This is a genomic window from Blautia intestinalis (genome assembly GCF_014297355.1).
Classification (GTDB): domain Bacteria; phylum Bacillota; class Clostridia; order Lachnospirales; family Lachnospiraceae; genus Blautia_A; species Blautia_A intestinalis.
In genome coordinates, this window is record NZ_JACOQE010000014.1 from 40,060 (window position 1) to 63,189 (window position 23,130).

General features: G+C 43.3%; 15 protein-coding genes and 1 other annotated feature. Of the genes, 11 read left to right on the forward strand and 4 right to left on the reverse strand.

Going from position 1 to position 23,130, the window contains the following annotated elements:
* Window positions 1-19: 19 nt before the first annotated feature.
* On the reverse strand, window positions 20-2,125 hold the full coding sequence (locus H8Z79_RS15060; protein WP_118039259.1) for a CDP-glycerol glycerophosphotransferase family protein: 2,106 nt from the start codon (window positions 2,123-2,125) through the stop codon (window positions 20-22).
* A 164-nt stretch (window positions 2,126-2,289) separates the two neighbouring features.
* Here H8Z79_RS15060 and H8Z79_RS15065 point away from each other — a divergent pair, with 164 nt between their 5' ends.
* The gene (locus H8Z79_RS15065) at window positions 2,290-3,426 is read left to right on the forward strand and encodes an acyltransferase family protein (RefSeq protein ID WP_118039260.1); all 1,137 of its coding nucleotides are present in this window, start codon (window positions 2,290-2,292) and stop codon (window positions 3,424-3,426) included.
* Here the strand turns inward: H8Z79_RS15065 and H8Z79_RS15070 are convergent.
* Complete coding sequence (locus H8Z79_RS15070) at window positions 3,407-5,035, reverse strand: CDP-glycerol glycerophosphotransferase family protein (RefSeq protein WP_118039261.1); 1,629 nt, start codon at window positions 5,033-5,035, stop codon at window positions 3,407-3,409. The two genes, H8Z79_RS15065 and H8Z79_RS15070, sit on opposite strands and share 20 nt — an antisense overlap.
* Window positions 5,036-5,116: 81 nt before the next feature.
* Window positions 5,117-5,250 (forward strand) — a sequence feature (ribosomal protein L10 leader region).
* Window positions 5,251-5,287: 37 nt separating this feature from the next.
* On the opposite strand from H8Z79_RS15070, the gene rplJ reads away from it, so the two are divergent.
* The 7 genes from rplJ to H8Z79_RS15105 all read left to right on the forward strand — a co-directional run bounded on the left by rplJ (window position 5,288) and on the right by H8Z79_RS15105 (window position 18,048).
* On the forward strand, window positions 5,288-5,803 hold the full coding sequence (rplJ, locus tag H8Z79_RS15075) for a 50S ribosomal protein L10 (RefSeq protein ID WP_015541727.1): 516 nt from the start codon (window positions 5,288-5,290) through the stop codon (window positions 5,801-5,803).
* 37 nt (window positions 5,804-5,840) lie between these two features.
* Entirely contained in the window at window positions 5,841-6,215 is a 375-nt protein-coding gene (gene rplL, locus H8Z79_RS15080; RefSeq protein WP_015541728.1) for a 50S ribosomal protein L7/L12, read from the forward strand.
* A 252-nt stretch (window positions 6,216-6,467) separates the two neighbouring features.
* Window positions 6,468-10,325, forward strand: a complete 3,858-nt coding sequence (gene rpoB, locus H8Z79_RS15085) for a DNA-directed RNA polymerase subunit beta (RefSeq protein ID WP_015541729.1) — start codon at window positions 6,468-6,470, stop codon at window positions 10,323-10,325.
* Between the two features lie 17 nt (window positions 10,326-10,342).
* Complete coding sequence (gene rpoC / locus H8Z79_RS15090; RefSeq protein ID WP_015541730.1) at window positions 10,343-14,050, forward strand: DNA-directed RNA polymerase subunit beta'; 3,708 nt, start codon at window positions 10,343-10,345, stop codon at window positions 14,048-14,050.
* A gap of 206 nt (window positions 14,051-14,256) precedes the next feature.
* Window positions 14,257-15,981, forward strand: a complete 1,725-nt coding sequence (locus H8Z79_RS15095) for a serine/threonine-protein kinase (RefSeq protein ID WP_225877028.1) — start codon at window positions 14,257-14,259, stop codon at window positions 15,979-15,981.
* Between the two features lie 13 nt (window positions 15,982-15,994).
* Window positions 15,995-16,819 carry a PP2C family protein-serine/threonine phosphatase gene (locus tag H8Z79_RS15100; protein WP_015541732.1) on the forward strand — a complete coding sequence of 275 codons (825 nt, stop codon included), beginning with the start codon at window positions 15,995-15,997 and terminating at the stop codon, window positions 16,817-16,819.
* Window positions 16,816-18,048, forward strand: a complete 1,233-nt coding sequence (locus tag H8Z79_RS15105) for a hypothetical protein (RefSeq protein WP_015541733.1) — start codon at window positions 16,816-16,818, stop codon at window positions 18,046-18,048. Before H8Z79_RS15100 ends, H8Z79_RS15105 begins: the two co-directional genes overlap by 4 nt.
* Before the next feature lie 152 nt (window positions 18,049-18,200).
* On the opposite strand, the gene H8Z79_RS15110 is transcribed toward H8Z79_RS15105, so the two are convergent.
* Together H8Z79_RS15110 and H8Z79_RS15115 are read right to left on the reverse strand one after the other, a co-directional pair.
* Window positions 18,201-19,283 (reverse strand): serine hydrolase, encoded by a 1,083-nt coding sequence (locus H8Z79_RS15110; RefSeq protein WP_118039263.1) that lies wholly within the window; start codon window positions 19,281-19,283, stop codon window positions 18,201-18,203.
* A gap of 16 nt (window positions 19,284-19,299) precedes the next feature.
* Window positions 19,300-19,629: a hypothetical protein gene (locus H8Z79_RS15115; protein WP_015541735.1), complete on the reverse strand. Its 330-nt coding sequence runs from the start codon at window positions 19,627-19,629 to the stop codon at window positions 19,300-19,302.
* 276 nt (window positions 19,630-19,905) lie between these two features.
* Here H8Z79_RS15115 and rpsL point away from each other — a divergent pair, with 276 nt between their 5' ends.
* From rpsL to fusA, 3 genes are all read left to right on the forward strand, one after another.
* Window positions 19,906-20,322 (forward strand): 30S ribosomal protein S12, encoded by a 417-nt coding sequence (gene rpsL / locus H8Z79_RS15120; RefSeq protein WP_005423305.1) that lies wholly within the window; start codon window positions 19,906-19,908, stop codon window positions 20,320-20,322.
* A 175-nt stretch (window positions 20,323-20,497) separates the two neighbouring features.
* A complete protein-coding gene (rpsG, locus tag H8Z79_RS15125) occupies window positions 20,498-20,968 on the forward strand; it encodes a 30S ribosomal protein S7 (protein ID WP_044925146.1) in 471 nt (156 codons plus the stop codon).
* Window positions 20,969-20,986: 18 nt separating this feature from the next.
* Window positions 20,987-23,110 (forward strand): elongation factor G, encoded by a 2,124-nt coding sequence (gene fusA, locus H8Z79_RS15130; RefSeq protein WP_225877029.1) that lies wholly within the window; start codon window positions 20,987-20,989, stop codon window positions 23,108-23,110.
* The last annotated feature ends 20 nt before the right edge of the window (window positions 23,111-23,130 follow it).

Genomic DNA, 23,130 nt, shown 5'->3' on the forward strand with positions numbered 1-23,130 from the left:
TGATCATGGATGAAGGCGATTATTTCCGCTTCATCCATTTTTTGATTTCTTCGCAGATATGTCTGCTGTGTTCGTGATCTTCAAACCGGAAATATTCCTGCTGCATTTGTTCATATTTTGGTTCCATGCGGAAGCCATTCTGGATTGTTTTTTCCAGAGAATCCAGCAGCTGATCAAGAGTTTCGGCACGGTCACCAAAGAGGTCTGTCTTCATGTCAATGTAGCTGCCATGTGCTTCATTGTATTTGTCCAGATCAAACTGGTAAAACAGAGTCGGCTTGTTCTGGTACAGGACATCCCAGGAGACACTGGAATAATCCGTGATCAGCATTTTGCACTGCATCAGCAGTTCATTTACCGGTGTGTCACCGAAAGATTTCAGGTGAATACGGTCGCCTGCAATGTGGAAAGATTCCGTATGTGTCTGGAAAATCGCGTGCAGATAAAAATTTGCGTGCAGATCATATTTTTCCAGAATATCTTTAAAACGCTGAGAATTAAGCAGTGCTGCATAATGCCGGAAATAGTCGCTTTCTTCAAATTCGCGGTCAGAAGCACCTTCCAGCCAGCTTCTCCATGTCGGCATAACCAGAATATCATGTGAATTCTGAGATTTGTCTTTTAATACATCCCAACGTGCGAAACCGGTATTGATCACTTCATCCGGTTCATAATCAAAGTTATCAATTACGATCTGCTTTTCCTTTTCACTTGTAACAACAAAAAGATCGCAGCTACCCGGCTTGCCTTTGCCATAGAAGAAATCGACACGTTTCAATGCTGTAACCCCATGCTGAAGAAACACGAACGGCAGATTTTTCGTATATCTGGTAAAAATACTGTGGCGGCTTCTCTGTGCGTAAATATGACTGCGGGCATCGGTACTTACGAGCAGTTCGGCAGCAAGGATATAACACATATGACGAATTGTCATAAAGTGTACAACATTTTTCTTATATGGACGGATCATATCATAGTCAGGAGAATCTTTCGTGATCACATAGTAAATTTTCTGACCGAGATAGGTTTCCTCGTCATGGTCCATGCAGTGTTTGAAGAAATAATATCCGTTGTCCTGTGCTCTGGTCGAGTATTTCTCGTCTACAAGGCAGATATGTTTCTTTTTCCAGTAAGGCTTTGCTATATTATAAAGAAACATTGCAGTAAATTCCTTCAAAACGATATCAAAACCATCGTATTGTTCGCGGGCACGATTGATCAGCGCCAGTTTGGCTCCGCCGGTGTAATAAGGATAGACATAAAAATCATCCGGTGTGCGGAAAGAACCATTGTACAGGAATTTCATGAACATACGACGGCGTGGTGGGATGAGAATCTGTATAAGACTGGTGCGTTCGGTGTCGGAATCGAAAAGCTGAATCATGACATCCCAGTAAAGTCCGTTCCAGTCAATCGTGTGGAGATCAAGTGTTATTTTTATGCGAAGAAGCTCTCCGTTTTCTTTAATTCGGACCGTCTTAAAATCATAGGAAATGGCATCTTCGAGAAGCTTGTTACGAAAACGCAAAATGCTTTTCTGGTATTTGAGAGAACCGGGGTTCAGGTCAAAAGTAATCCGAAGAATTCCGCCGCGCATGTTTAAGCCCTTTAACTCGCAGCGGTGGGATAACTGCACGTGGTGGTTGCGGCTGTGCAGAGTGATAGTAAGCGACTGGTCGGAAACGGTCTCCGGGTTAAGACCAAGCTCCACGATACGTTCGGTTGGAGGTACTTTAACATCATCTTTCAGATAAATGTCTTCGATAAAAATATGAGGTGCCGGGGCAGAAGTGAAACCGGAAATTTCGTGCAGGCGATAGTAGGAAATTTTTGATGTAGTGGTCATTTCTGCAAGCAGACGGAAGGTTTTTGTGTAACGATATTCGTAAAATTCCTGCAATGCGGTAAAATCCAGAAGATAAGTGTCTGAAGACAGACTGGAGATTCCCGGATATAAGATGGTTCTGGTATCAGTGTCTTTCAGTAAAAAACGGACAGAATCTGTCGGTGATACCGGAGCGTTTATCAGTTTTAAAGTGATTCTGCCTTCGGCGGCAGATATAATTTCAACATCGAGAGAACCTGTGATCGTCAGGTTAGATGAAGAATTTTGATTGCTGAGCATAATGCCTCCTTGATAAAATAGTGTCCTTTTGGCGGACGTTTTGTGAAATTGTGCATTCATTATAACATAGGGGAGAGTGCAAAACAACGAGGAGAAAATTGACAAAGGATATTGCCGTGGGATAAAATAGTTTGAAAGGCAGAAAATCAGAAAGGAAACTACAGATGAATGTAAAAAGCAGATTTACAAAAAATAATACGCTGGCAATGAAGGGAATTGCGATTTCTTTTTTGCTTTTTTATCATTGTTTTTCGAAGAAATCCAGGATGGGCGGCATGTATGTGGATTTTGCACCGCTTTCCAGAGAAGTGGCAATGATGATCAGCCGCTGTATGGTTCAGTGCGTTGGGCTGTTTGCTTTTTTGTCTGTATATGGACTTACACGTTCTGTAAAAAAGAAATATCAGTCTTATGAGTTCAGTGGCCGGGAAGGAACTATGTTTGTACTGGAGAGATATCTGCATCTGGTACTGTTCTTTACAATTCCCTTTTTCTTCTGTATGGGTGTGACATTTCTGACAGATACATCCAGTTATGCGAAGGGGCTGGTAAGTGCACTGGTCAGTATTGTCATGGATTTCTTCTGTGTGGGACATCTTTTTGGCACACAGGTGCTGATCAGTACCTGGTGGTATTTAAGTCTGGAAGTACTTCTCATCGTATTTCTTCCGTTTGTTCTGCGTTTTTATCGGAAATACAGTTGGCTGATCGTACTTATGTTTCTGCTTCCGGGAAGCTTTCTGATTGAAAAGCATGTGCATCTTACAAAATATCTGTTTGTGATGCCGCTTGCAGTATGTTTTGCAGATCAGGATGTACTGGAGAGAATCCGCGATTTTATGATTGTCAGAAACAAATGGATGAATAAAATCCTTAAGTTTGCGATAGAAACGATTGTCATGTGTGCACTTTTTATGTTCTGGTACAGTAAATGGGGCAGAAATCATTTTGAATTTGTGCTGAACGGACTGATCCCGGTGTCTGTGATCTGCTGGTCGTATGAATTTTTGATCAATCTTCCGGTGATCCGTGAAATCCTGCAGTTCATGGGAAAACATTCTGCGAATGTATTTTACATACATAGTTTTATCCGTGCAAAATGGATTGGAAATTTTGTATATTCCTTTGGACATGCATTTCTGATCTGGTTTGTATTGATGGCGAGCAGCATCGTGATTTCAATCTTTTTGGAGGGAATAAAAAAAGCCGTTCGGTTTGAACGGCTTTCGGGAAAAATAACAGATAGAATTCTGGGCTGGGCAGACAAAATACTCTGGTGCGTCAGCAGAAACGACGTTTGATGGCTTTACAGATCTGTCGGCTGTGCTGCTGATCCTTAAACTGAAAATATTCCGAACGCTGTCGGGCATAGGCTGGTTTTAATGCAAAGTCATGTTCGGCAGCTTTTTCTATGAGATCAAACAGTTCAGATGAAGTTTCGGCACGGTCACCAAACAGATCTTTATGCATATCAATGTAGCTGCCGTGAGCCTCATTGTACTGATCAAGGTCAAACTGATAAAACAGAGTCGGTTTGTTCTGGTAAAGCATATCCCAGCAGACGCTGGAATAATCTGTGATCAGCATACGGCATTTCATCAGCATCTCGTTTACGGGTGTATCCCCGAATGAAAGTACATGGATCCTGTTACTTGCTATACGGAAGGTCTTAAGGTGGCTCTGAAACTTGGCGTGCAGATAAAAATAAATCTGAAGGTCATATTTTTCCAGAATTTCACTGAAACGTTCGGAGTTAAGAAGCTGCATATAGTTTCGGAAGTAGTCACTGTTTTCAAATGCTTCATCTGAAACTGAATCGAGCCAGTTTCGCCAGGTTGGCATAATCAGGATATTATGGCTTTCCTGAGAGCAGTCTTTCAGAACATCCCAGCGTGCAAATCCGGTATTGGCGACTTCGGCCGGTTCATAACCAAAATTGTCGAGGATGATTTTTTCTTCCATTGTATTTGTGACGATAAAAAGATCACATCCGCTGCGCATTCCTTTTCCATAAAAGGCATCGACGCGTTTCAGAGCAGTCACCCCGTGCTGCAGAAAAACGGATTTCTTCTTTTTTATATAGCGGTTAAAAATACTGTGCCGACACTGTGTTGCATATGCATGGTATTTGGAGTCGGAACTGATGATCAGCTCCGCGGCGAGAAGGCAGCACATATGACGGAGCGACATAAAAGGAATAATATTTCTGCCGTATGGTGCGACTTTCGGATAGTCCGGTGATTTTTTATCTATAATATACAAAATCTTCTTATTTAAATAAGCCTGTTCATTGTTTTCCATGCAGTGTTTGAAAAAGTAATAGCCGTTATCCTGTGCCATGGAAGAAAATTTTTCACATACAAGGCAGATATGCTGCTTTTTCCAGTAGCTGCGAGTGAGACGGTAGAGCAGGACCGCAAATATTTCCTTATAAATAAGAGAAGTGCTGTCGTATGGAGTACACTCACGGTAGGCGAATGCCAGCGTTTTATCTCCGGTATAAAATGGATAGAAAGAAAAGCCGTTTTCGGTATGATGCGCTCCGTTATAAAGGAATTTATGAAAAAGCCGTTGCCGGGTATCCATATGGACAGGAATCTCTGCAAGCTCCCCGGATGCAGGATCTTCCAATATGATGTATACGTGCCAGTACAGGCTTTTGAGCAGCAGATCCTTAAGGTTCAGCGAAATCTGCAGGCGCACAGTGGATTTTCTATCAGCAATGAGATCTGTCCGGAAATCAAAGGAAGTGGCATCTTCGTTCAGTTTATTCTGATAGGAAAGGATAGTTTTTACATATTTAAAAGAACCGGCTGTAAGATCTGCGCTGATATTCAGGTTTCCATGGCGGAGTCGGATGGAGCGCAGAGAGCAGGACGCAGCCGGGTTGGAAAGTGTCTGATTGGTCATAAGTCCTCCGAAAAAATTTTTTCTATATTATATCATAAAAAAATCGGAATAAACAGTTGACATGAAGAAAAAGATGTGATAAGTTAATACAGAACGCTGCCGAAGACAGTAGGTGCCGTAAGGCATAAGGATCAAAACGCCTACCGAGGACTAAGTATTCTATTTAAGATTACAGAGACCTTACTGTCATGCAGTAAGGCTTTTTTTATGTTTTGACGCGGCGGTATAAATCTATAAGGAGGTGTACCATTTATGGCAAAAGTAGAACTGAAACAACCAATCGTAGAAGAAATCTCAAACAGCATTAAAGACGCACAGGCAGTAGTACTTGTTAACTACAGTGGTCTTACAGTTGAACAGGATACAATTCTGCGTAAGGAATTAAGAGAAGCTGGTGTTCAGTACAAAGTTTACAAAAACACAATGATGAAACGTGCATTCGCAGGTACTGATTGTGAAGAACTTAGCCAGCATCTGGAAGGAACTAACGCTCTTGCAATTTCTGCAACAGATGCTACAGCACCGGCAAGAATCCTTGCTAAATACGCAAAACAGTTCCCGGCTCTTGAACTCATCGCAGGTGTAGTTGAAGGAGCATACAATGATCAGGCTGGAATTCAGGCTCTGTCTCAGGTTCCGTCCAGAGAAGAACTTCTTGGAAAACTTCTTGGAAGCATCCAGTCCCCTATTACCAACTTTGCTCGTGTGCTTAATCAGATCGCAGAGGCAAATGGTGGAGCAGCTGAAACAGAAGCAGCAGCTGAATAATAAATAAAATAAATTTTAAAAATGGAGGAAAATTAAAATGGCAAAATTAACAACAGAAGAATTTATTGCAGCAATCAAAGAATTATCTGTATTAGAATTAAATGAACTCGTAAAAGCTTGCGAAGAAGAATTCGGTGTATCCGCAGCAGCAGGTGTTGTAGTAGCAGCAGCTGGAGCAGCTGGAGAAGCAGCAGAAGAAAAAGATGAGTTCGACGTAGAACTTACAGAAGTTGGACCGAACAAAGTAAAAGTTATCAAAGTTGTTCGTGAAGTTACCGGTCTTGGACTGAAAGAAGCTAAAGCAGTAGTTGACGGTGCTCCGAAGGTTGTTAAAGAAGGCGCATCCAAAGCAGAAGCTGAAGACATCAAAACAAAACTTGAAGCAGAAGGCGCTAAGATCACTCTTAAATAATTCTGTTAAAGAACGAAGCGATACGGGGACACCTTATGGTGTCCCTGTTTTTGCGTTACACGGTATACAGAAAAATGTCGGGAGCATTTTTGAGATAAAATCAAGATAAAAATTTCGAAATAGTTGTTGACAGGTTGACATCGCTATGCTATAGTGAAGAATGCTATATTATGGCAAGGATATGCCTGTTTATCTCAAACCGTAAACAGGATCATGTTGTAAAATAAATAAAAAAACAGGGGTGAAACGTCAATGGAAAAAAACAGAATTCGTTCTGTAAAAACTGGAAAAAGCATGCGCATGAGCTACCAGAGACAAAAAGAAGTTCTGGAAATGCCGAATTTGATTGAAGTCCAGAAAGATTCCTATAAGTGGTTTCTCGATGAGGGCCTCAAAGAAGTGTTTGATGATATTTCTCCGATCGCGGATTATGGCGGAAAGTTCAGCCTGGAATTCATCGATTTCACGTACGATGCAAAAGATGCAAAATATACCATCGAACAGTGCAAAGAACGTGACGTAACTTACGCGGCACCTTTGAAGGTTCGCGTGCGACTGATTAACAAAGAAACAGAGGAAATCAACGAACACGAGATCTTTATGGGAGATCTTCCGTTAATGACAGAGACAGGTACTTTTGTTATCAACGGTGCTGAGCGTGTTATCGTCAGTCAGCTGGTGCGTTCCCCTGGTATCTACTATGCGATTGCGCATGATAAAATTGGTAAGAGATTATTTTCCAGTACTGTTATTCCGAACAGAGGTGCATGGCTGGAATATGAGACTGATTCCAATGATGTCTTCTATGTACGTGTGGACAGAACCCGCAAGGTTCCGATCACTGTGCTGATTCGTGCCCTTGGTATCGGCACCAATGCAGAAATCGTAGAATTATTTGGTGAAGAGCCAAAAATCCTCGCAAGTTTTGCAAAAGATACATCTACCAACTATCAGGAAGGTCTTCTTGAATTATATAAGAAGATCCGTCCGGGCGAGCCGCTCGCAGTAGAGAGCGCTGAGAGCCTTATCATGGCAATGTTCTTTGATCCGAGAAGATATGACCTTGCCAAAGTTGGACGTTATAAATTTAATAAGAAACTTCACTTTAACAAACGTATCGTCGGACATAAGCTCGGCGAGACTGTTGTGGATCCGTCTACAGGAGAAATCCTTGCAGAAGAAGGAACCAACGTAACAGTTGAACTTGCTGACAAGATTCAGAATGCAGCAGTACCATTCGTATGGATTCAGGGTGAAGAACGTAAGATCAAAGTTCTTTCCAGTATGATGGTCGATATCACTGCGCATGTTGATCTTGACTGTGATCCGAAAGACTTGGGTGTTACAGAATTAGTATACTATCCTGTACTCGAAAAGATTCTGGAAGAAAATGATAATCTTGAGGATATCAAAGCTGCTGTCCAGAGAGATATCCACGACCTTATCCCGAAGCATATCACAAAGGAAGACATCCTTGCTTCCATCAACTACAATATGCATCTGGAATACGGAATCGGAAATGATGATGACATCGACCATCTGGGCAACCGTCGTATCCGTTCTGTTGGTGAACTTCTTCAGAACCAGTACCGCATCGGTCTTTCCAGACTGGAAAGAGTCGTACGTGAGCGTATGACAACTCAGGACACAGAGAGTGTTTCTCCGCAGTCCCTGATCAATATCAAACCTGTAACTGCAGCAGTGAAAGAGTTCTTCGGTTCTTCCCAGCTGTCACAGTTTATGGATCAGAACAACCCTCTTGGTGAACTGACACATAAGAGACGTCTTTCTGCACTGGGACCTGGCGGTCTGTCACGAGACAGAGCCGGATTCGAGGTCCGAGACGTTCACTATTCTCACTATGGTCGTATGTGCCCGATCGAGACACCTGAAGGTCCGAACATCGGTCTGATTAACTCCCTTGCATCCTATGCAAGAATTAACGAATATGGATTTATTGAGGCTCCATATCGTAGAATAGATAAAGCAGACCCGGCAAATCCGGTCGTAACGGATGAAGTTGTTTACATGACAGCAGATGAAGAAGATAACTACCATGTAGCACAGGCGAATGAGCCGCTGGATGAGGAGGGACATTTCCTTCATAAGAATGTATCCGGTCGTTTCCGTGAAGAAACACAGGAATATGAGAAGCGCATGTTTGACTACATGGACGTATCTCCTAAGATGGTATTCTCCGTAGCTACAGCACTGATTCCGTTCCTGCAGAACGACGACGCCAACCGTGCGCTGATGGGATCCAACATGCAGCGTCAGGCAGTACCACTTCTTACAACAGAAGCTCCTGTAGTAGGAACCGGTATGGAAACAAAGACAGCGGTCGATTCCGGTGTCTGCGTACTTGCAAAGAAATCCGGTACTGTTCTCCGTTCCACATCTACAGACATTACAATCAAGAACGATGATGGAACAAAAGATGATTATCATCTGATCAAATTCCTTCGCAGTAACCAGAGCAACTGCTACAACCAGAAACCGATCGTGTTCCAGGGTGAGCATGTAGAGGCCGGACAGGTTATCGCAGATGGTCCGTCTACCGCGAATGGTGAACTTGCCCTTGGTAAGAATCCGCTGATCGGCTTCATGACATGGGAAGGTTACAACTACGAGGATGCTGTCCTCTTAAGTGAAAGACTGGTAATGAACGATGTTTATACTTCAGTTCATATTGAAGAATATGAAGCAGAAGCCAGAGATACAAAGCTCGGACCGGAAGAGATCACACGAGATGTTCCTGGTGTCGGTGATGATGCTCTGAAAGATCTGGACGAACGTGGTATTATCCGTATCGGTGCAGAAGTTCGTGCCGGTGATATTCTTGTCGGTAAAGTTACTCCTAAGGGAGAAACAGAACTGACTGCAGAAGAACGCCTTCTGCGTGCTATTTTCGGTGAGAAAGCAAGAGAAGTCCGCGATACTTCCCTTAAGGTTCCTCATGGTGAATATGGTATTATCGTAGATGCCAAAGTATTTACAAGAGAGAACGGTGATGAACTGTCTCCTGGTGTAAATCAGGCAGTACGTATTTATATTGCTCAGAAACGTAAGATTTCTGTTGGTGACAAGATGGCTGGTCGTCATGGTAACAAGGGTGTCGTTTCACGAGTTCTCCCTGTTGAAGATATGCCATTCCTGCCGAACGGACGTCCGCTGGATATCGTGCTGAACCCTCTGGGTGTACCTTCCCGTATGAACATCGGTCAGGTTCTTGAGATCCACTTAAGTCTTGCTGCCAAAGCTCTTGGATTCAACGTTGCAACACCGGTATTCGACGGTGCGAGCGAAGTTGATATTCAGGATACTCTGGAACTGGCAAACGATTATGTAAATATTGAAGATTTTGAAGAGTTCCGTGCAAAATATCAGGATACACTTGCTCCTGATGTTATGGAATACCTTGATGAGCACAAAGATCACAGAGAGCTGTGGAAGGGTGTTCCGATTTCCAGAGATGGTAAAGTACAGCTTCGTGACGGACGTACCGGCGAGTACTTTGACGGTCGAGTAACAATCGGACACATGCATTATCTGAAACTGCATCATCTGGTTGATGATAAGATCCATGCACGTTCTACAGGTCCTTACTCACTCGTAACACAGCAGCCTCTGGGTGGTAAAGCTCAGTTCGGCGGACAGCGTTTCGGTGAGATGGAGGTTTGGGCTCTGGAGGCATATGGTGCTTCCTATACACTGCAGGAGATCCTGACCGTTAAATCCGATGATGTTGTTGGTCGTGTGAAGACATACGAAGCAATCATCAAAGGTGACAATATCCCTGAACCGGGAATTCCGGAATCCTTCAAGGTACTGTTAAAAGAACTTCAGTCTCTGGGACTTGATGTCAAAGTTCTCAAAGATGATAATACAGAAGTACATTTACTCGAGTCTGTAGATTACGGCGATACAGATCTTCGTTCCGTAATCGAAGGAGACAGCAGACATCGCAGAGAAGAAGAATCCTTCGGCAAACATGGCTACACCAAGCAGGAATTCGAAGGTGAAGAACTCGTAGATGTTGAAGAGGATGAGGACGAAGAAGATGATTTCATTGATTTCGACGAATCCTATGATGATGAAGACGACAAGTAAGAAAGGGGAAAGAATACATGGCAGAAACAACCACAGCCAATGAAACATATCAGCCAATGACTTTCGATGCCATCAAGATCGGACTGGCGTCCCCTGAGAAGATCAGAGAATGGTCCAGAGGTGAGGTACTGAAACCGGAAACCATTAACTACCGTACTCTGAAACCAGAGAAGGACGGACTTTTCTGTGAGAAAATTTTCGGGCCAAGCAAGGACTGGGAGTGCCATTGTGGTAAATACAAAAAGATCCGTTATAAAGGTGTTGTCTGCGACCGATGCGGCGTAGAAGTTACAAAGGCATCTGTCAGAAGAGAACGTATGGGACATATCGAGCTTGCAGCCCCGGTATCCCATATCTGGTATTTCAAGGGAATCCCGTCAAGAATGGGACTGATCCTTGATCTTTCTCCGAGAACATTGGAAAAGGTTTTATACTTTGCAAACTATATTGTACTGGATCCGGCAGACTCCGGACTTCAGTACAAACAGGTTCTTACAGAGAAGGAGTATCAGGATGCGCGTGAAGCATACGGATACAACTTCCGTGTAGGAATGGGTGCAGAGTCTATCATGGAACTGCTCAAAGCAATCGACCTCGAAAAAGATGCCGCAGAGCTGAAAGCAGAACTGGTTGACGCTACAGGACAGAAACGTGCCAGAATCATCAAGAGACTGGAAGTTGTAGAGTCCTTCCGTGAATCAGGAAACCGTCCGGAATGGATGATCATGACAGCAATCCCGGTTATTCCACCGGATCTGCGTCCTATGGTACAGCTTGACGGTGGCCGTTTTGCAACATCTGACCTGAATGATCTGTACAGAAGAATTATCAACCGTAACAACCGTCTGAAACGTCTTCTGGAGCTGGGCGCACCGGATATTATCGTGCGTAACGAAAAACGTATGCTTCAGGAAGCAGTAGACGCTCTGATCGACAACGGCCGTCGTGGCCGTCCGGTAACAGGACCTGGAAACAGAGCTCTCAAATCCCTTTCCGATATGCTGAAAGGTAAATCCGGACGTTTCCGTCAGAACCTGCTCGGTAAACGAGTTGACTACTCAGGACGTTCCGTTATTGTCGTTGGACCGGAACTTAAGATTTATCAGTGTGGTCTTCCGAAGGAAATGGCAATCGAGCTTTTCAAACCTTTCGTTATGAAAGAACTCGTTGCAAACGGAACTTCACACAATATCAAAAATGCTAAGAAAATGGTTGAAAAGCTTCAGCCGGAAGTATGGGATGTACTGGAAGATGTCATCAAAGAACATCCGGTTATGCTGAACCGTGCACCTACACTGCATCGTCTGGGTATCCAGGCATTCGAGCCGATCCTTGTAGAAGGTAAAGCTATCAAACTTCATCCGCTCGTTTGTACTGCGTTCAACGCCGACTTCGATGGTGACCAGATGGCTGTTCATCTTCCACTTTCACAGGAAGCTCAGGCAGAGTGCCGTTTCCTTCTGCTTTCACCAAACAACCTTCTGAAACCTTCAGATGGTGGTCCGGTAGCTGTTCCGTCACAGGATATGGTCCTTGGTATCTACTATCTGACACAGGAAAGACCTGGAAATCCGGGAGAAGGTAAGTTCTTCAAGAGCGTAAACGAAGCAATTCTTGCTTATGAAAATAAAGTTATCACTCTTCAGTCAAAGATCAAAGTTCGCTGCACAAGAACTCTGGCAGACGGAAGAGAAATGACAGGTGTCGTAGAATCTACACTTGGCCGTTTCCTGTTCAACGAAATCCTTCCTCAGGATCTTGGATTTGTTGACAGAAGCATTCCGGGTAATGAACTTCTCCTTGAAGTTGATTTCCTTGTAGGTAAGAAACAGCTGAAACAGATTCTGGAAAAAGTCATCAATACACACGGAGTAACGAAGACCGCAGAAGTTCTTGATGATATCAAGGCTACCGGTTACAAATACTCCACACGTGCTGCAATGACCGTATCCATTTCCGATATGACTGTGCCGCCTCAGAAACCTGAGATGATCCAGAATGCACAGAATATCGTTGACAAGATCACAAAGAACTACAAACGTGGTCTTATCACCGAAGAAGAGCGTTACAAAGAAGTTGTTGAAACATGGAAGAAGACTGACGATGAGCTTACCAAAGCACTTCTGAATGGTCTTGATAAATACAACAACATCTTCATGATGGCTGACTCCGGTGCCCGTGGTTCCGATAAACAGATCAAACAGCTTGCAGGTATGCGAGGTCTGATGGCTGATACAACCGGTCATACGATCGAACTTCCTATCAAGTCAAACTTCCGTGAAGGTCTTGAAGTACTGGAATACTTCATGTCTGCACATGGTGCTCGTAAAGGTATGTCCGATACAGCGCTTCGTACAGCCGATTCCGGTTACCTGACCAGACGAATGGTTGACGTTTCTCAGGAGCTGATCGTTCGTGAAACTGACTGCTGTGAAAACAGAGATGAGATTTCCGGCATGTATGTCAAAGGTTTCATGGATGGCAAAGAGGAAATCGAAAACCTTCAGGAACGTATCACAGGACGTTTCTCCTGTGAGACCATCACAAACAAAGATGGTGAAGTTCTTGTTAAAGCAAACCATATGATCACACCAAAACGTGCTGCCCGTATCATGAAAGAGGGCGTAAACGCAAATGGTGGCCCGATCGATGAAGTTAAGATCCGTACAATTCTGACTTGTAAATGCAAGGTTGGTGTCTGCGCAAAATGTTATGGCGCAAACATGGCAACCGGTGAAGCAGTTCAGGTTGGTGAGTCTGTTGGTATTATCGCAGCTCAGTCTATCGGTGAGCCTGGTACACAGCTTACCATGCGTACATTCCATAGTGGTGGTGTAGCCGGTGGAGATATCACACAGGGTCTTCCTCGAGTTGAGGAGCTTTTTGAGGCAAGAAAGCCGAAAGGTCTTGCTATTATCACAGAAATTCCTGGTGTTGCTGTAATCAACGATACTAAGAAAAAACGTGAGATTATCGTTACAAATCCGGAAAACGGCGATTCTAAGACATATCTGATTCCTTATGGATCACGTATCAAGATTGCTGACGGACAGGTTCTGGAGGCTGGTGATGAGCTGACAGAAGGTAGCGTAAATCCACATGACATTCTGAGAATCAAAGGCGTTCGTGCAGTTCAGGATTACATGCTTCGTGAAGTACAGCGTGTATACCGTCTGCAGGGTGTTGAGATCAGTGATAAACATATCGAAGTTCTCGTTCGCCAGATGCTGAAGAAGATCCGTATCGAAGAAAACGGAGATACAGAGTTCCTTCCGGGAACACTCGTTGATGTTCTTGAATTTGAAGAAGTCAATGAAAAACTCGAAAAAGAAGGAAAGACACCGGCAGAAGGAAAACAGATCATGCTTGGTATTACCAAGGCATCTCTGGCAACAGATTCTTTCTTGTCAGCAGCATCCTTCCAGGAGACAACCAAGGTTCTGACAGAAGCAGCAATCAAGGGTAAAGTTGACCACCTTGTAGGTCTGAAAGAAAACGTTATCATTGGTAAGCTGATCCCGGCCGGAACCGGTCTGAAACGTTACAGAGACATTCAGCTTGATACCGGAATGCCGGAAGAAATCCCGGCAGAGTCCGAAGAAACTGCAGAAGCACTTCCGGAAGATGAAGAACTCATCATAATGGATGATGCCGATGAAGAAATTTTGGACGATGTGGACGAAGAGCCAACAGAAGATATAACAGAAGATACAACAGAAGAGTAAAATATAGAATCCCTGACTGTACTGCGGTACAGTCGGGGATTTTTGCATCTAAAACTATTCCTTAAGAAGACGTTGTAAATATGAATATTGTATGAAAAAATATGGAAAAATATCGAAAATTACAGACAGAGGCAGGTGAACATGCTATACTAGGGGCATGTGAGCGACTATAAATGGAAAGATATTTCAGAAGGAAAGGAGGGGGAATGATGGATAAACATTTGCCGGTATCTGTATGGCCGGAATGGAAGATTGTTGAAAAAATCGGCGAAGGTTCTTTTGGTAAAGTTTATAAAGCATGCCGGACAGAGCAGGGAACAACATTTTACTCTGCAATAAAAGTCATCACGATCCCCTCAAATCAGGGTGAGCTGAGCAGTGTCCGCTCTGAAAGTCCTAATGAACAGTCTGTGAAAGAGTATTTTCAGGGACTTGTTGATGAATGCATTCAGGAAGTCAGCACAATGGAATACTTTCGTGGAAACTCCTATGTTGTTTCTGTTGAAGATTATAAAGTTGTGGAGTATCTGGATGATATCGGATGGGATATCTTTATCCGAATGGAATATCTTACAAGCTTTATGGAGTATTGTGCGGAGAAACCGTTAAAAGAAGAGGATGTGATTCACCTCGGAATCGATCTCTGCAAAGCGCTGGAGTATTGTCAGTGCCAGAATATCATACATCGTGATATCAAACCGGAAAATATTTTTGTATCGAGATTTGGCGAATTCAAACTGGGAGATTTTGGCATTGCCCGTGAACTTGACCGGTCGATGAGCGGCCTATCCAAAAAGGGGACATTCTCCTACATGGCTCCGGAAATGTACAAGGGTGAAGAATACGATGCCCGGGTGGATATTTATTCACTGGGAATTGTTTTATATAAGCTCTGCAATCATAACCGGCTGCCTTTTATCAGCCTGCAGAAACAGCTGATTACATACCACGATAAAGAAAATGCGCTCAACCGGAGAATGGCAGGAGAAGAACTGCCGATGCCGGCACAGGCAGATAATACTTTGGGCGAAGTGATTTTGAAGGCATGTGCGTATGACCGTGATAAACGATATCAGACTGCAGTGGAGTTCCGGGAAGTACTGGAACGGTTGAGATCCGGGGAAAACACTTTGTCAAAGCACGGTCAGCGCAAACATAAACAGACAAATCAAAAGACAAAGATCGCAGATGAACCGGAAAAACAGCTGGCGGGGGAAGTTGAGAAGACTGTTGCAGTCCGGAAACCGGTACAAAAGCAGATGCCAGTTTCAAAGTCGAAGAAGGGTGCCCCACAGAGAAAAACATCTAAAAAGAAACGCAAAAAATTTGATCCACTGGTAGCCGCAGTTCTGATTATGCTGGTTGCGGTCTGCGTAATTATCGGTGTATTTATCTGGATGCTCAGGGCAAATGCAGAGTTACAGCAACTGAAAAAATCTGTAACAGAAACAGTTCAGACGGCAGAGAATAAGCAGCTTCAGGAGACACTGGAGAAGATTCAGACACAGGCTACGGAGATCAGTGATAATCTGAACAGTTACAGCTGGATCGGTTCAGAAGATCAGGGAAAGATCAGTTATTTGAAACAGCTTGATAATGGTAATGTTCAGTTGATGAAAGTTCTGATCTATCCTTCTATGTCAAAGGACGGGGATTATCAGGAGTATTATTACTGGGATGATGAACTGTTTTTTGCTTACATATGGGCAGATAGTCATACATTAAGTACTTTGAAAGACGGAGAACAGAGGGTTGATCGTTATTATTATGACGAGGGTAAGTTAGTTCGCTGGATTGATGAGAATAATCGCTGTCATGATAACGAAACTGACAATGATGAATACAAGAGTCGCGGAGAAAAGTACCGGAATTTTGCAGAAGAGTACAAGAATCAGCTGAATCTTTCTGCCGAAAGCAATGCTGAATCGTAAGAAAGGGTGAAATATGGCGTATCAGATTAAATATGCATATACGTGTCATATCGGAAAGATACGTAATAATAATGAAGATAATTTCTGGTGCTGCGGAGAATTTCTGAGCGCACAGAATCAGGGAATGAGCCATATTCAAAGCGGCTGCAGGAAACAGTCGGAGCTTCCGGTGATGGCAGTTTTTGACGGAATGGGCGGTGAAAGCTGTGGTGAAATGGCCGCATTTCTTGCAGCCGAATCCTGTGGAATGCATTATAAAGAACAAAAGGAGCGTGTTCGCAGAGAGGGAGATCGTTTTCTGATTGAAGCCTGTGAGAAGATGAATCAGGCAGTCTGCAATTATGGTACAGAAAATCGGATTGACAGCATGGGAACGACTGCAGCGATGCTCGCATTTGGTGATGATATTATTTACGGATGTAATCTTGGAGACAGCAGGATATATAGAAGTAGCTCCGGGAAATTCGGTCAGATTTCCGAGGATCACATACTGGGCAGACATTTTCTGGGAAAAGCTCCATTGACTCAGTATCTCGGAATGAAGGAAGAAGATTTGCAGCTGGTACCATCTGTGTCAGGATACCCTATTATAGAAGGTGACCGATATTTAATCTGTTCGGATGGGATTACAGATATGCTGTCGGATGGCGAAATTGCTGATATTTTCACAAGAGAGATTTCGACAGAAGAAACTGTTCAGGTGCTCGTTGAACGTGCGCTGAAAAAAGGCGGCAGAGACAATATTACTGTGATTTTGTGTGAAATAGAGAAGCAAAATGAAAACTGGTGGAAACGCATGTGGCATCAGCTAAAAAGACATGAAGGTGATATATCATGAAAAATAGAATGCAGGATCTTGACTTTGAGCAGACCGTTGCTTTTGATTCCGTAAAAGATTTTGAATTTACAAGGAAAGCTGCGCAGAAATTCAGACAGGTAGTCAGCCTTGATGAATTTGAAGATGAAGATGCGGATGTAATTTTTCATTATTTATATAAAGAAATGGAACTTGTTTCTTTCGGAGATCATCTGAAACGCTATATTTATGAACGTGCAGGCCTGGAAGAACCATATAATGAAGTAACACAGGATATCTACAGAGATATAGTGATAGAATCCTTCCATGAAACCTGCACCCCAAAATCCATGAACCCGACATCGACGAAGCTTACGTCACTTGCAAATAACTGGCTGACGCAGGCTTCTGTTAAAAGAGAGACCGTTTTTCTGTTGGGATTCGGACTGCGGATGAGCGTGGAAGATGTGTCAGATTTTCTGACTCGTGTACTGAGAGAACAGGATTTTGATTTTCATAATCCGGATGAAGTGATTTACTGGTTCTGCTATTACAGGCAGCTTGGCTATCACAAGGCAGAAGAACTGAAGAAAAAATATGAAAATTTACAGCCGGATGCAAACTATACAGATGCGCCACAAGTGTATTCCGGGAAAATCTGTCTGGATACAGAAGAAAAACTCCTGGCATACCTTGCATATGTGAAGGCAGGGACAGATGATCCGATGTCCGAAAAGAGTCAGGCATTTCAGGAGTTTGTACGTCTGCTCACAAAGGCAAAGGAAATTATCGCCAAAATGTATCAGAGAGACGAGGAAGAGAAATCCAGAAATAAGGTGTGGAATATTTCAGATATTACAGATTCCGATGTGGAAAAAGTCATCTGCAGCGGTATACCTGTGAATAAAATGGGAAATCTGAAAAAAATGTCGGCCTCGATCCTGGCGAAGCACTTCAGCCAGAAACGTTTCAGCCGACAGAGAATCAACAGTATTCTGAATCATAAATTTCCTGTAGAGAGATTTGATCTGATTACGCTCGAATTTTTTATTGTATCGCAGGAAATGCAGGATGATGACCCGTATAACCGATACCATCATTTCCTGGAAGAGATTCAGGAAATCCTGCATAAATGCGGTATGAGTGAGATTTACATTGTAAATCCATATGAATGTTTCCTTCTGATGTGCCTCCTTACGGACTGCCCGCTGGCAGTATTTGCAGATATCTGGGAGATGTCCTATGAAGAAGACAAGAAGGATATTTCATAATTTATTCGTAACTGTTCAGTACCCTCACAGTTACGAGTCAAAATGCATTCCAAATCACCTTCGGTGATGGCATTTTGCCTTGTATGTCTCGGGATTTTGGCAGAAAACATGCCAAAACGCCTCGCGGGATACTACCTTCTGAATAGTTACATTTATTCGTTATAATAACCATAAATAAGTCGGGCATCCTGTGCGATAGATGCCTGTGCAGCACCGGAATCAGTGAGATTCTGTGACATGAAGCAAACGACCAGATCAATACCTTTTGCGGTGCTGTATATGATTCCGGCATCGTTTTCAACGTCATCGAGTTCGCCGGTTTTGTTGGCAACTTTTACACCTTCCGGGAGATTTGCCGGGATTTTATTTCGTCTCTCCTGCATTTTGAGAAGAGAGTACATTGCATCGGTATGAGAAAGTGTGGTATCTGCGGTATCTGCATTACCCTGATAGATTTCTTTCAGAAAATGACCACAATCGCTGACAGAAGTATAATTATCACCGTAGGTATTATCCTGAAGGAGGAGTCTACCCATAGAAGTGCTGGTATATCCGTGCGCCTGACAGAAACTGTTTACAACATCCATACCTGTAGCATCATCACCGTATCCGAGCATGTTGACAAGTGCGTTTGCTGCGTCATTGTCACTTACGGTAATCATTGGATTCAGATAATTGTTTACGGAATCAGCTCCGTATGCGTCACAAAGTGAATCGAAATTTTCATAGACGGCACCCATGATGAAAAGTTTGATCAGGCTGGCAGCCTGCATCTGCTGATCGTCAATGGTGCCTTCTGTATTTTTCATAAGGTTACATACATATACAGACCATGTGCCGTTATCCTGAGGAAGTAATGGTCTGATTTGAGAAAGCAGATTATCCAGACTCTCGTCAGTGGAATCTGAGAAAGCAGATGAATGAGAAGGTGAAAGTGTGCCTTCCTCCTGTGAATCTTGAACTTCACTGCTGTCAGTATTATCAGAGACAGTGCTGTCGGAAGCATTGTCGAGCTGATTATTCAGGCCTGCAAGCTCCTGGGCCTGTTTTACGAGGTCGGCGGATGCATCAGAAAGTTCCTGTACGGTGGTTTGAAGCCCGGAAACTTTTGAACGCAGATCAATCAGATCCTGTAGGGAATAAAGTGTCAGTGCACCGAGTGCGAGAATGACAAGTGCAAGAAAAATAATGACTGCATAGAGAAATGAAGGGCGGTTTTGTCTGTTCTTTTTCATGGGAATAATCCTTTCTTTAATTTACCTGACTGAATACAGAAGCCGGGGCGTCTGCAGAAGATTCGTTGGAATCCATGTGTTCCTGAACGACAGGCTGCTTTGCTGAAGCTTTCTTTTCATAGTAATTGAGAAGATCTTTTTTACTCTGAATGGCAGCGGCGAAAGAAGACTGTGCTTCACTCAGAGTTTTTTGTTCTTCATCGGCCTGAGAACTGAAAGTTTCAAGCTGTTTTTTCGTATCCTGAATTTGCTGTCGCGTTTGGATGCCGATGAAAAATATACCGGCTATAAGCAGGACTCCGGTAATAAGAAGCAGGATCGCCGGAAGGCTGAATTTACTTTTCATAAAAAATCCTTTCTTATAATATAGAAGTAAAATGATAAAGTGAAAATTTGTTTTTCTTATTATAATAAGAGTGGGCGCAAAAAGCAATCATCATAAAATCGTAAAATAAAGAAAAAATCCTGTAAAATGGCTTGACAGCCGTATTTTTACGGGATATAATGAGCAAGCGTGCAATAGGAACGCTGTTTTTTTGTGCGCAATATTTATTCATTTGACAATAGCAACCGCGTAACCCCATGGTAAACCATGGAGAAATCAATCGGGAGGTGAAATGGAATGCCAACATTCAACCAGTTAGTAAGAAAAGGACGTCAGACAGCTGTAAAGAAATCTACAGCACCGGCTCTGCAGAGAACATTCAACTCTTTAAGAAAGAAAGCTGTTGAACAGTCTGCACCACAGAAACGTGGAGTTTGTACAGCAGTTAAAACTGCAACACCTAAGAAACCTAACTCAGCTCTTAGAAAGATCGCCAGAGTTCGTCTTTCCAACGGAATCGAAGTAACAAGCTATATCCCAGGAGAAGGTCACAACCTTCAGGAGCATAGCGTTGTTCTTATCCGTGGAGGTCGTGTTAAGGACTTACCTGGTACCAGATACCACATCATCAGAGGTACACTGGATACTGCAGGTGTAGCAAACAGAAAACAGGCCCGCTCCAAATATGGTGCTAAGAGACCTAAAAAGAAATAAGTAAATTTTAAGAAAAAGTAATCATTCGAAGATTCACTTATAGCTATAAATATTGTACGGTATTCCATATACCCTGTCGGTTGCGGGTTAAATATAGGACTTTACCAGTGCGAACACCTTAGTTTTAAAAGTGAGTACCGATGATTTAATCATTTTGATTAAGGAGGGAAGTAACGTGCCACGTAAAGGACATACTCAGAAAAGAGACGTTCTGGCAGACCCGATGTACAACAACAAAGTGGTTACCAAACTTATCAACAACATCATGTTAGACGGTAAGAAAGGTGTCGCTCAGAAGATTGTATACGGCGCATTCGCCAGAATCGAAGAAAAAGCTGGCAAACCAGCTATCGAAGTTTTTGAAGAGGCTATGAACAACATCATGCCACTTCTCGAAGTAAAAGCAAGACGTATCGGTGGTGCTACTTATCAGGTTCCGATCGAGGTAAGAGCAGACAGACGTCAGGCACTGGCTCTTCGCTGGCTCACCACATATTCTCGTAAAAGAGGCGAGAAGACTATGGAGGAGAGACTTGCAAACGAGCTTCTGGATGCAATGAACAACACAGGCGCATCTGTTAAGAAGAAAGAAGATATGCACAAGATGGCTGAAGCAAATAAAGCATTTGCTCACTATCGTTTCTAATCAAGGAGGAAAATCCAATTGGCTGGAAAAGAAGGTAGAGAATACCCGCTTGAGCGTACCAGAAATATTGGTATCATGGCTCATATCGATGCAGGTAAGACAACTCTTACAGAACGTATCCTTTATTATACAGGTGTCAACTACAAAATCGGTGATACTCATGAAGGTACCGCAACAATGGACTGGATGGAGCAGGAGCAGGAGAGAGGTATCACAATTACTTCCGCTGCTACAACATGTCACTGGACTCTGCAGGAACACTGCAAGACAAAACCAGGTGCTCTGGAACATCGTATTAACATCATTGATACACCAGGACACGTAGACTTCACCGTAGAGGTTGAGCGTTCACTCCGTGTACTTGACGGCGCTGTCGGCGTCTTCTGTGCAAAAGGTGGTGTAGAACCTCAGTCCGAAAACGTATGGCGTCAGGCTGACACTTATAATGTACCGCGTATGGCATTCATCAACAAGATGGATATCCTCGGTGCAAACTTCTACAACGCTGTAGATCAGATCAAGACTCGTCTTGGTAAAAACGCTATCTGCTTACAGCTTCCAATCGGAAAAGAAGATGAATTCAAAGGAATCATCGACCTTTTCGAAATGCAGGCTTATATCTACAATGATGAGAAAGGTGAAGACATTTCCATCACAGATATTCCGGAAGATATGCAGGAAGAAGCAGAACTTTATCATACAGAACTCGTAGAAAAGATCTGCGAACTGGATGACGATTTAATGATGGAATATCTGGAAGGTGAAGAACCGTCTAATGATAAATTAAAAGCAGTTCTTCGTAAAGCTACTTGCGAATGTACAGCTGTACCGGTATGCTGCGGTACTGCATACAGAAACAAGGGTGTTCAGAAGCTTCTGGATGCAATCATTGAATTCATGCCTGCTCCAACAGACATTCCTCCAATCGAGGGTGTTGACCTGGAAGGCAACCCGATCGTGAGACATTCTTCTGATGAAGAACCATTCTCCGCTCTGGCATTCAAGATTATGACAGACCCATTTGTTGGTAAACTGGCATACTTCCGTGTATACTCCGGTACTATGAATTCTGGTTCTTACGTACTCAACGCTACTAAGGACAAGAAAGAACGTGTTGGCCGTATCCTTCAGATGCACGCTAACAAACGTATGGAACTGGATAAAGTATATTCTGGAGATATCGCTGCAGCAATCGGTTTCAAATTCACCACAACTGGTGATACAATCTGTGATGACCAGCATCCGGTAATCCTTGAGTCTATGGAATTCCCGGAACCGGTTATCGAGCTTGCAATCGAGCCTAAGACAAAAGCTGGCCAGGGTAAACTTGGTGAAGCTCTTGCAAAACTGGCAGAAGAAGACCCGACATTCCGTGCTCATACAAATCAGGAAACAGGTCAGACAATCATCGCTGGTATGGGTGAGCTGCATCTGGAAATCATCGTTGACCGTCTGCTTCGTGAATTCAAAGTAGAGGCTAACGTAGGTGCTCCTCAGGTTGCATACAAAGAGACTATTACTAAAGCCGTAGACGTCGACAGCAAATATGCTAAACAGTCTGGTGGTCGTGGACAGTATGGTCACTGTAAAGTTAAATTCGAGCCTATGGATGCCAACGGTGAAGAACTGTACAAGTTCGAATCCACAGTTGTTGGTGGTGCTATTCCGAAGGAATACATCCCGGCAGTCGGCGAAGGTATCGAAGAAGCTATGAAGGCTGGTATTCTGGGTGGATTCCCGGTAGTCGGCGTTCATGCAAACGTATATGACGGTTCTTATCATGAAGTCGATTCTTCTGAAATGGCATTCCATATTGCAGGTTCCCTTGCATTCAAGGATGCTATGCAGAAAGCATCTCCGATTCTTCTTGAGCCTATCATGAGAGTCGAAGTTACTACTCCGGAAGATTACATGGGTGATGTTATCGGTGATATCAACTCCCGTCGTGGTCGTATCGAGGGTATGGATGACATCGGCGGTGGTAAGATGATCCGTGGATTCGTTCCGCTTTCTGAAATGTTCGGATATGCAACAGACCTTCGTTCCAGAACTCAGGGACGTGGTAACTACTCCATGTTCTTTGAGAAATACGAACAGGTTCCGAAGTCCGTTCAGGAAAAGATTCTTTCTAAGAAAGACTGATGATATAAAAAAGCTTGCAA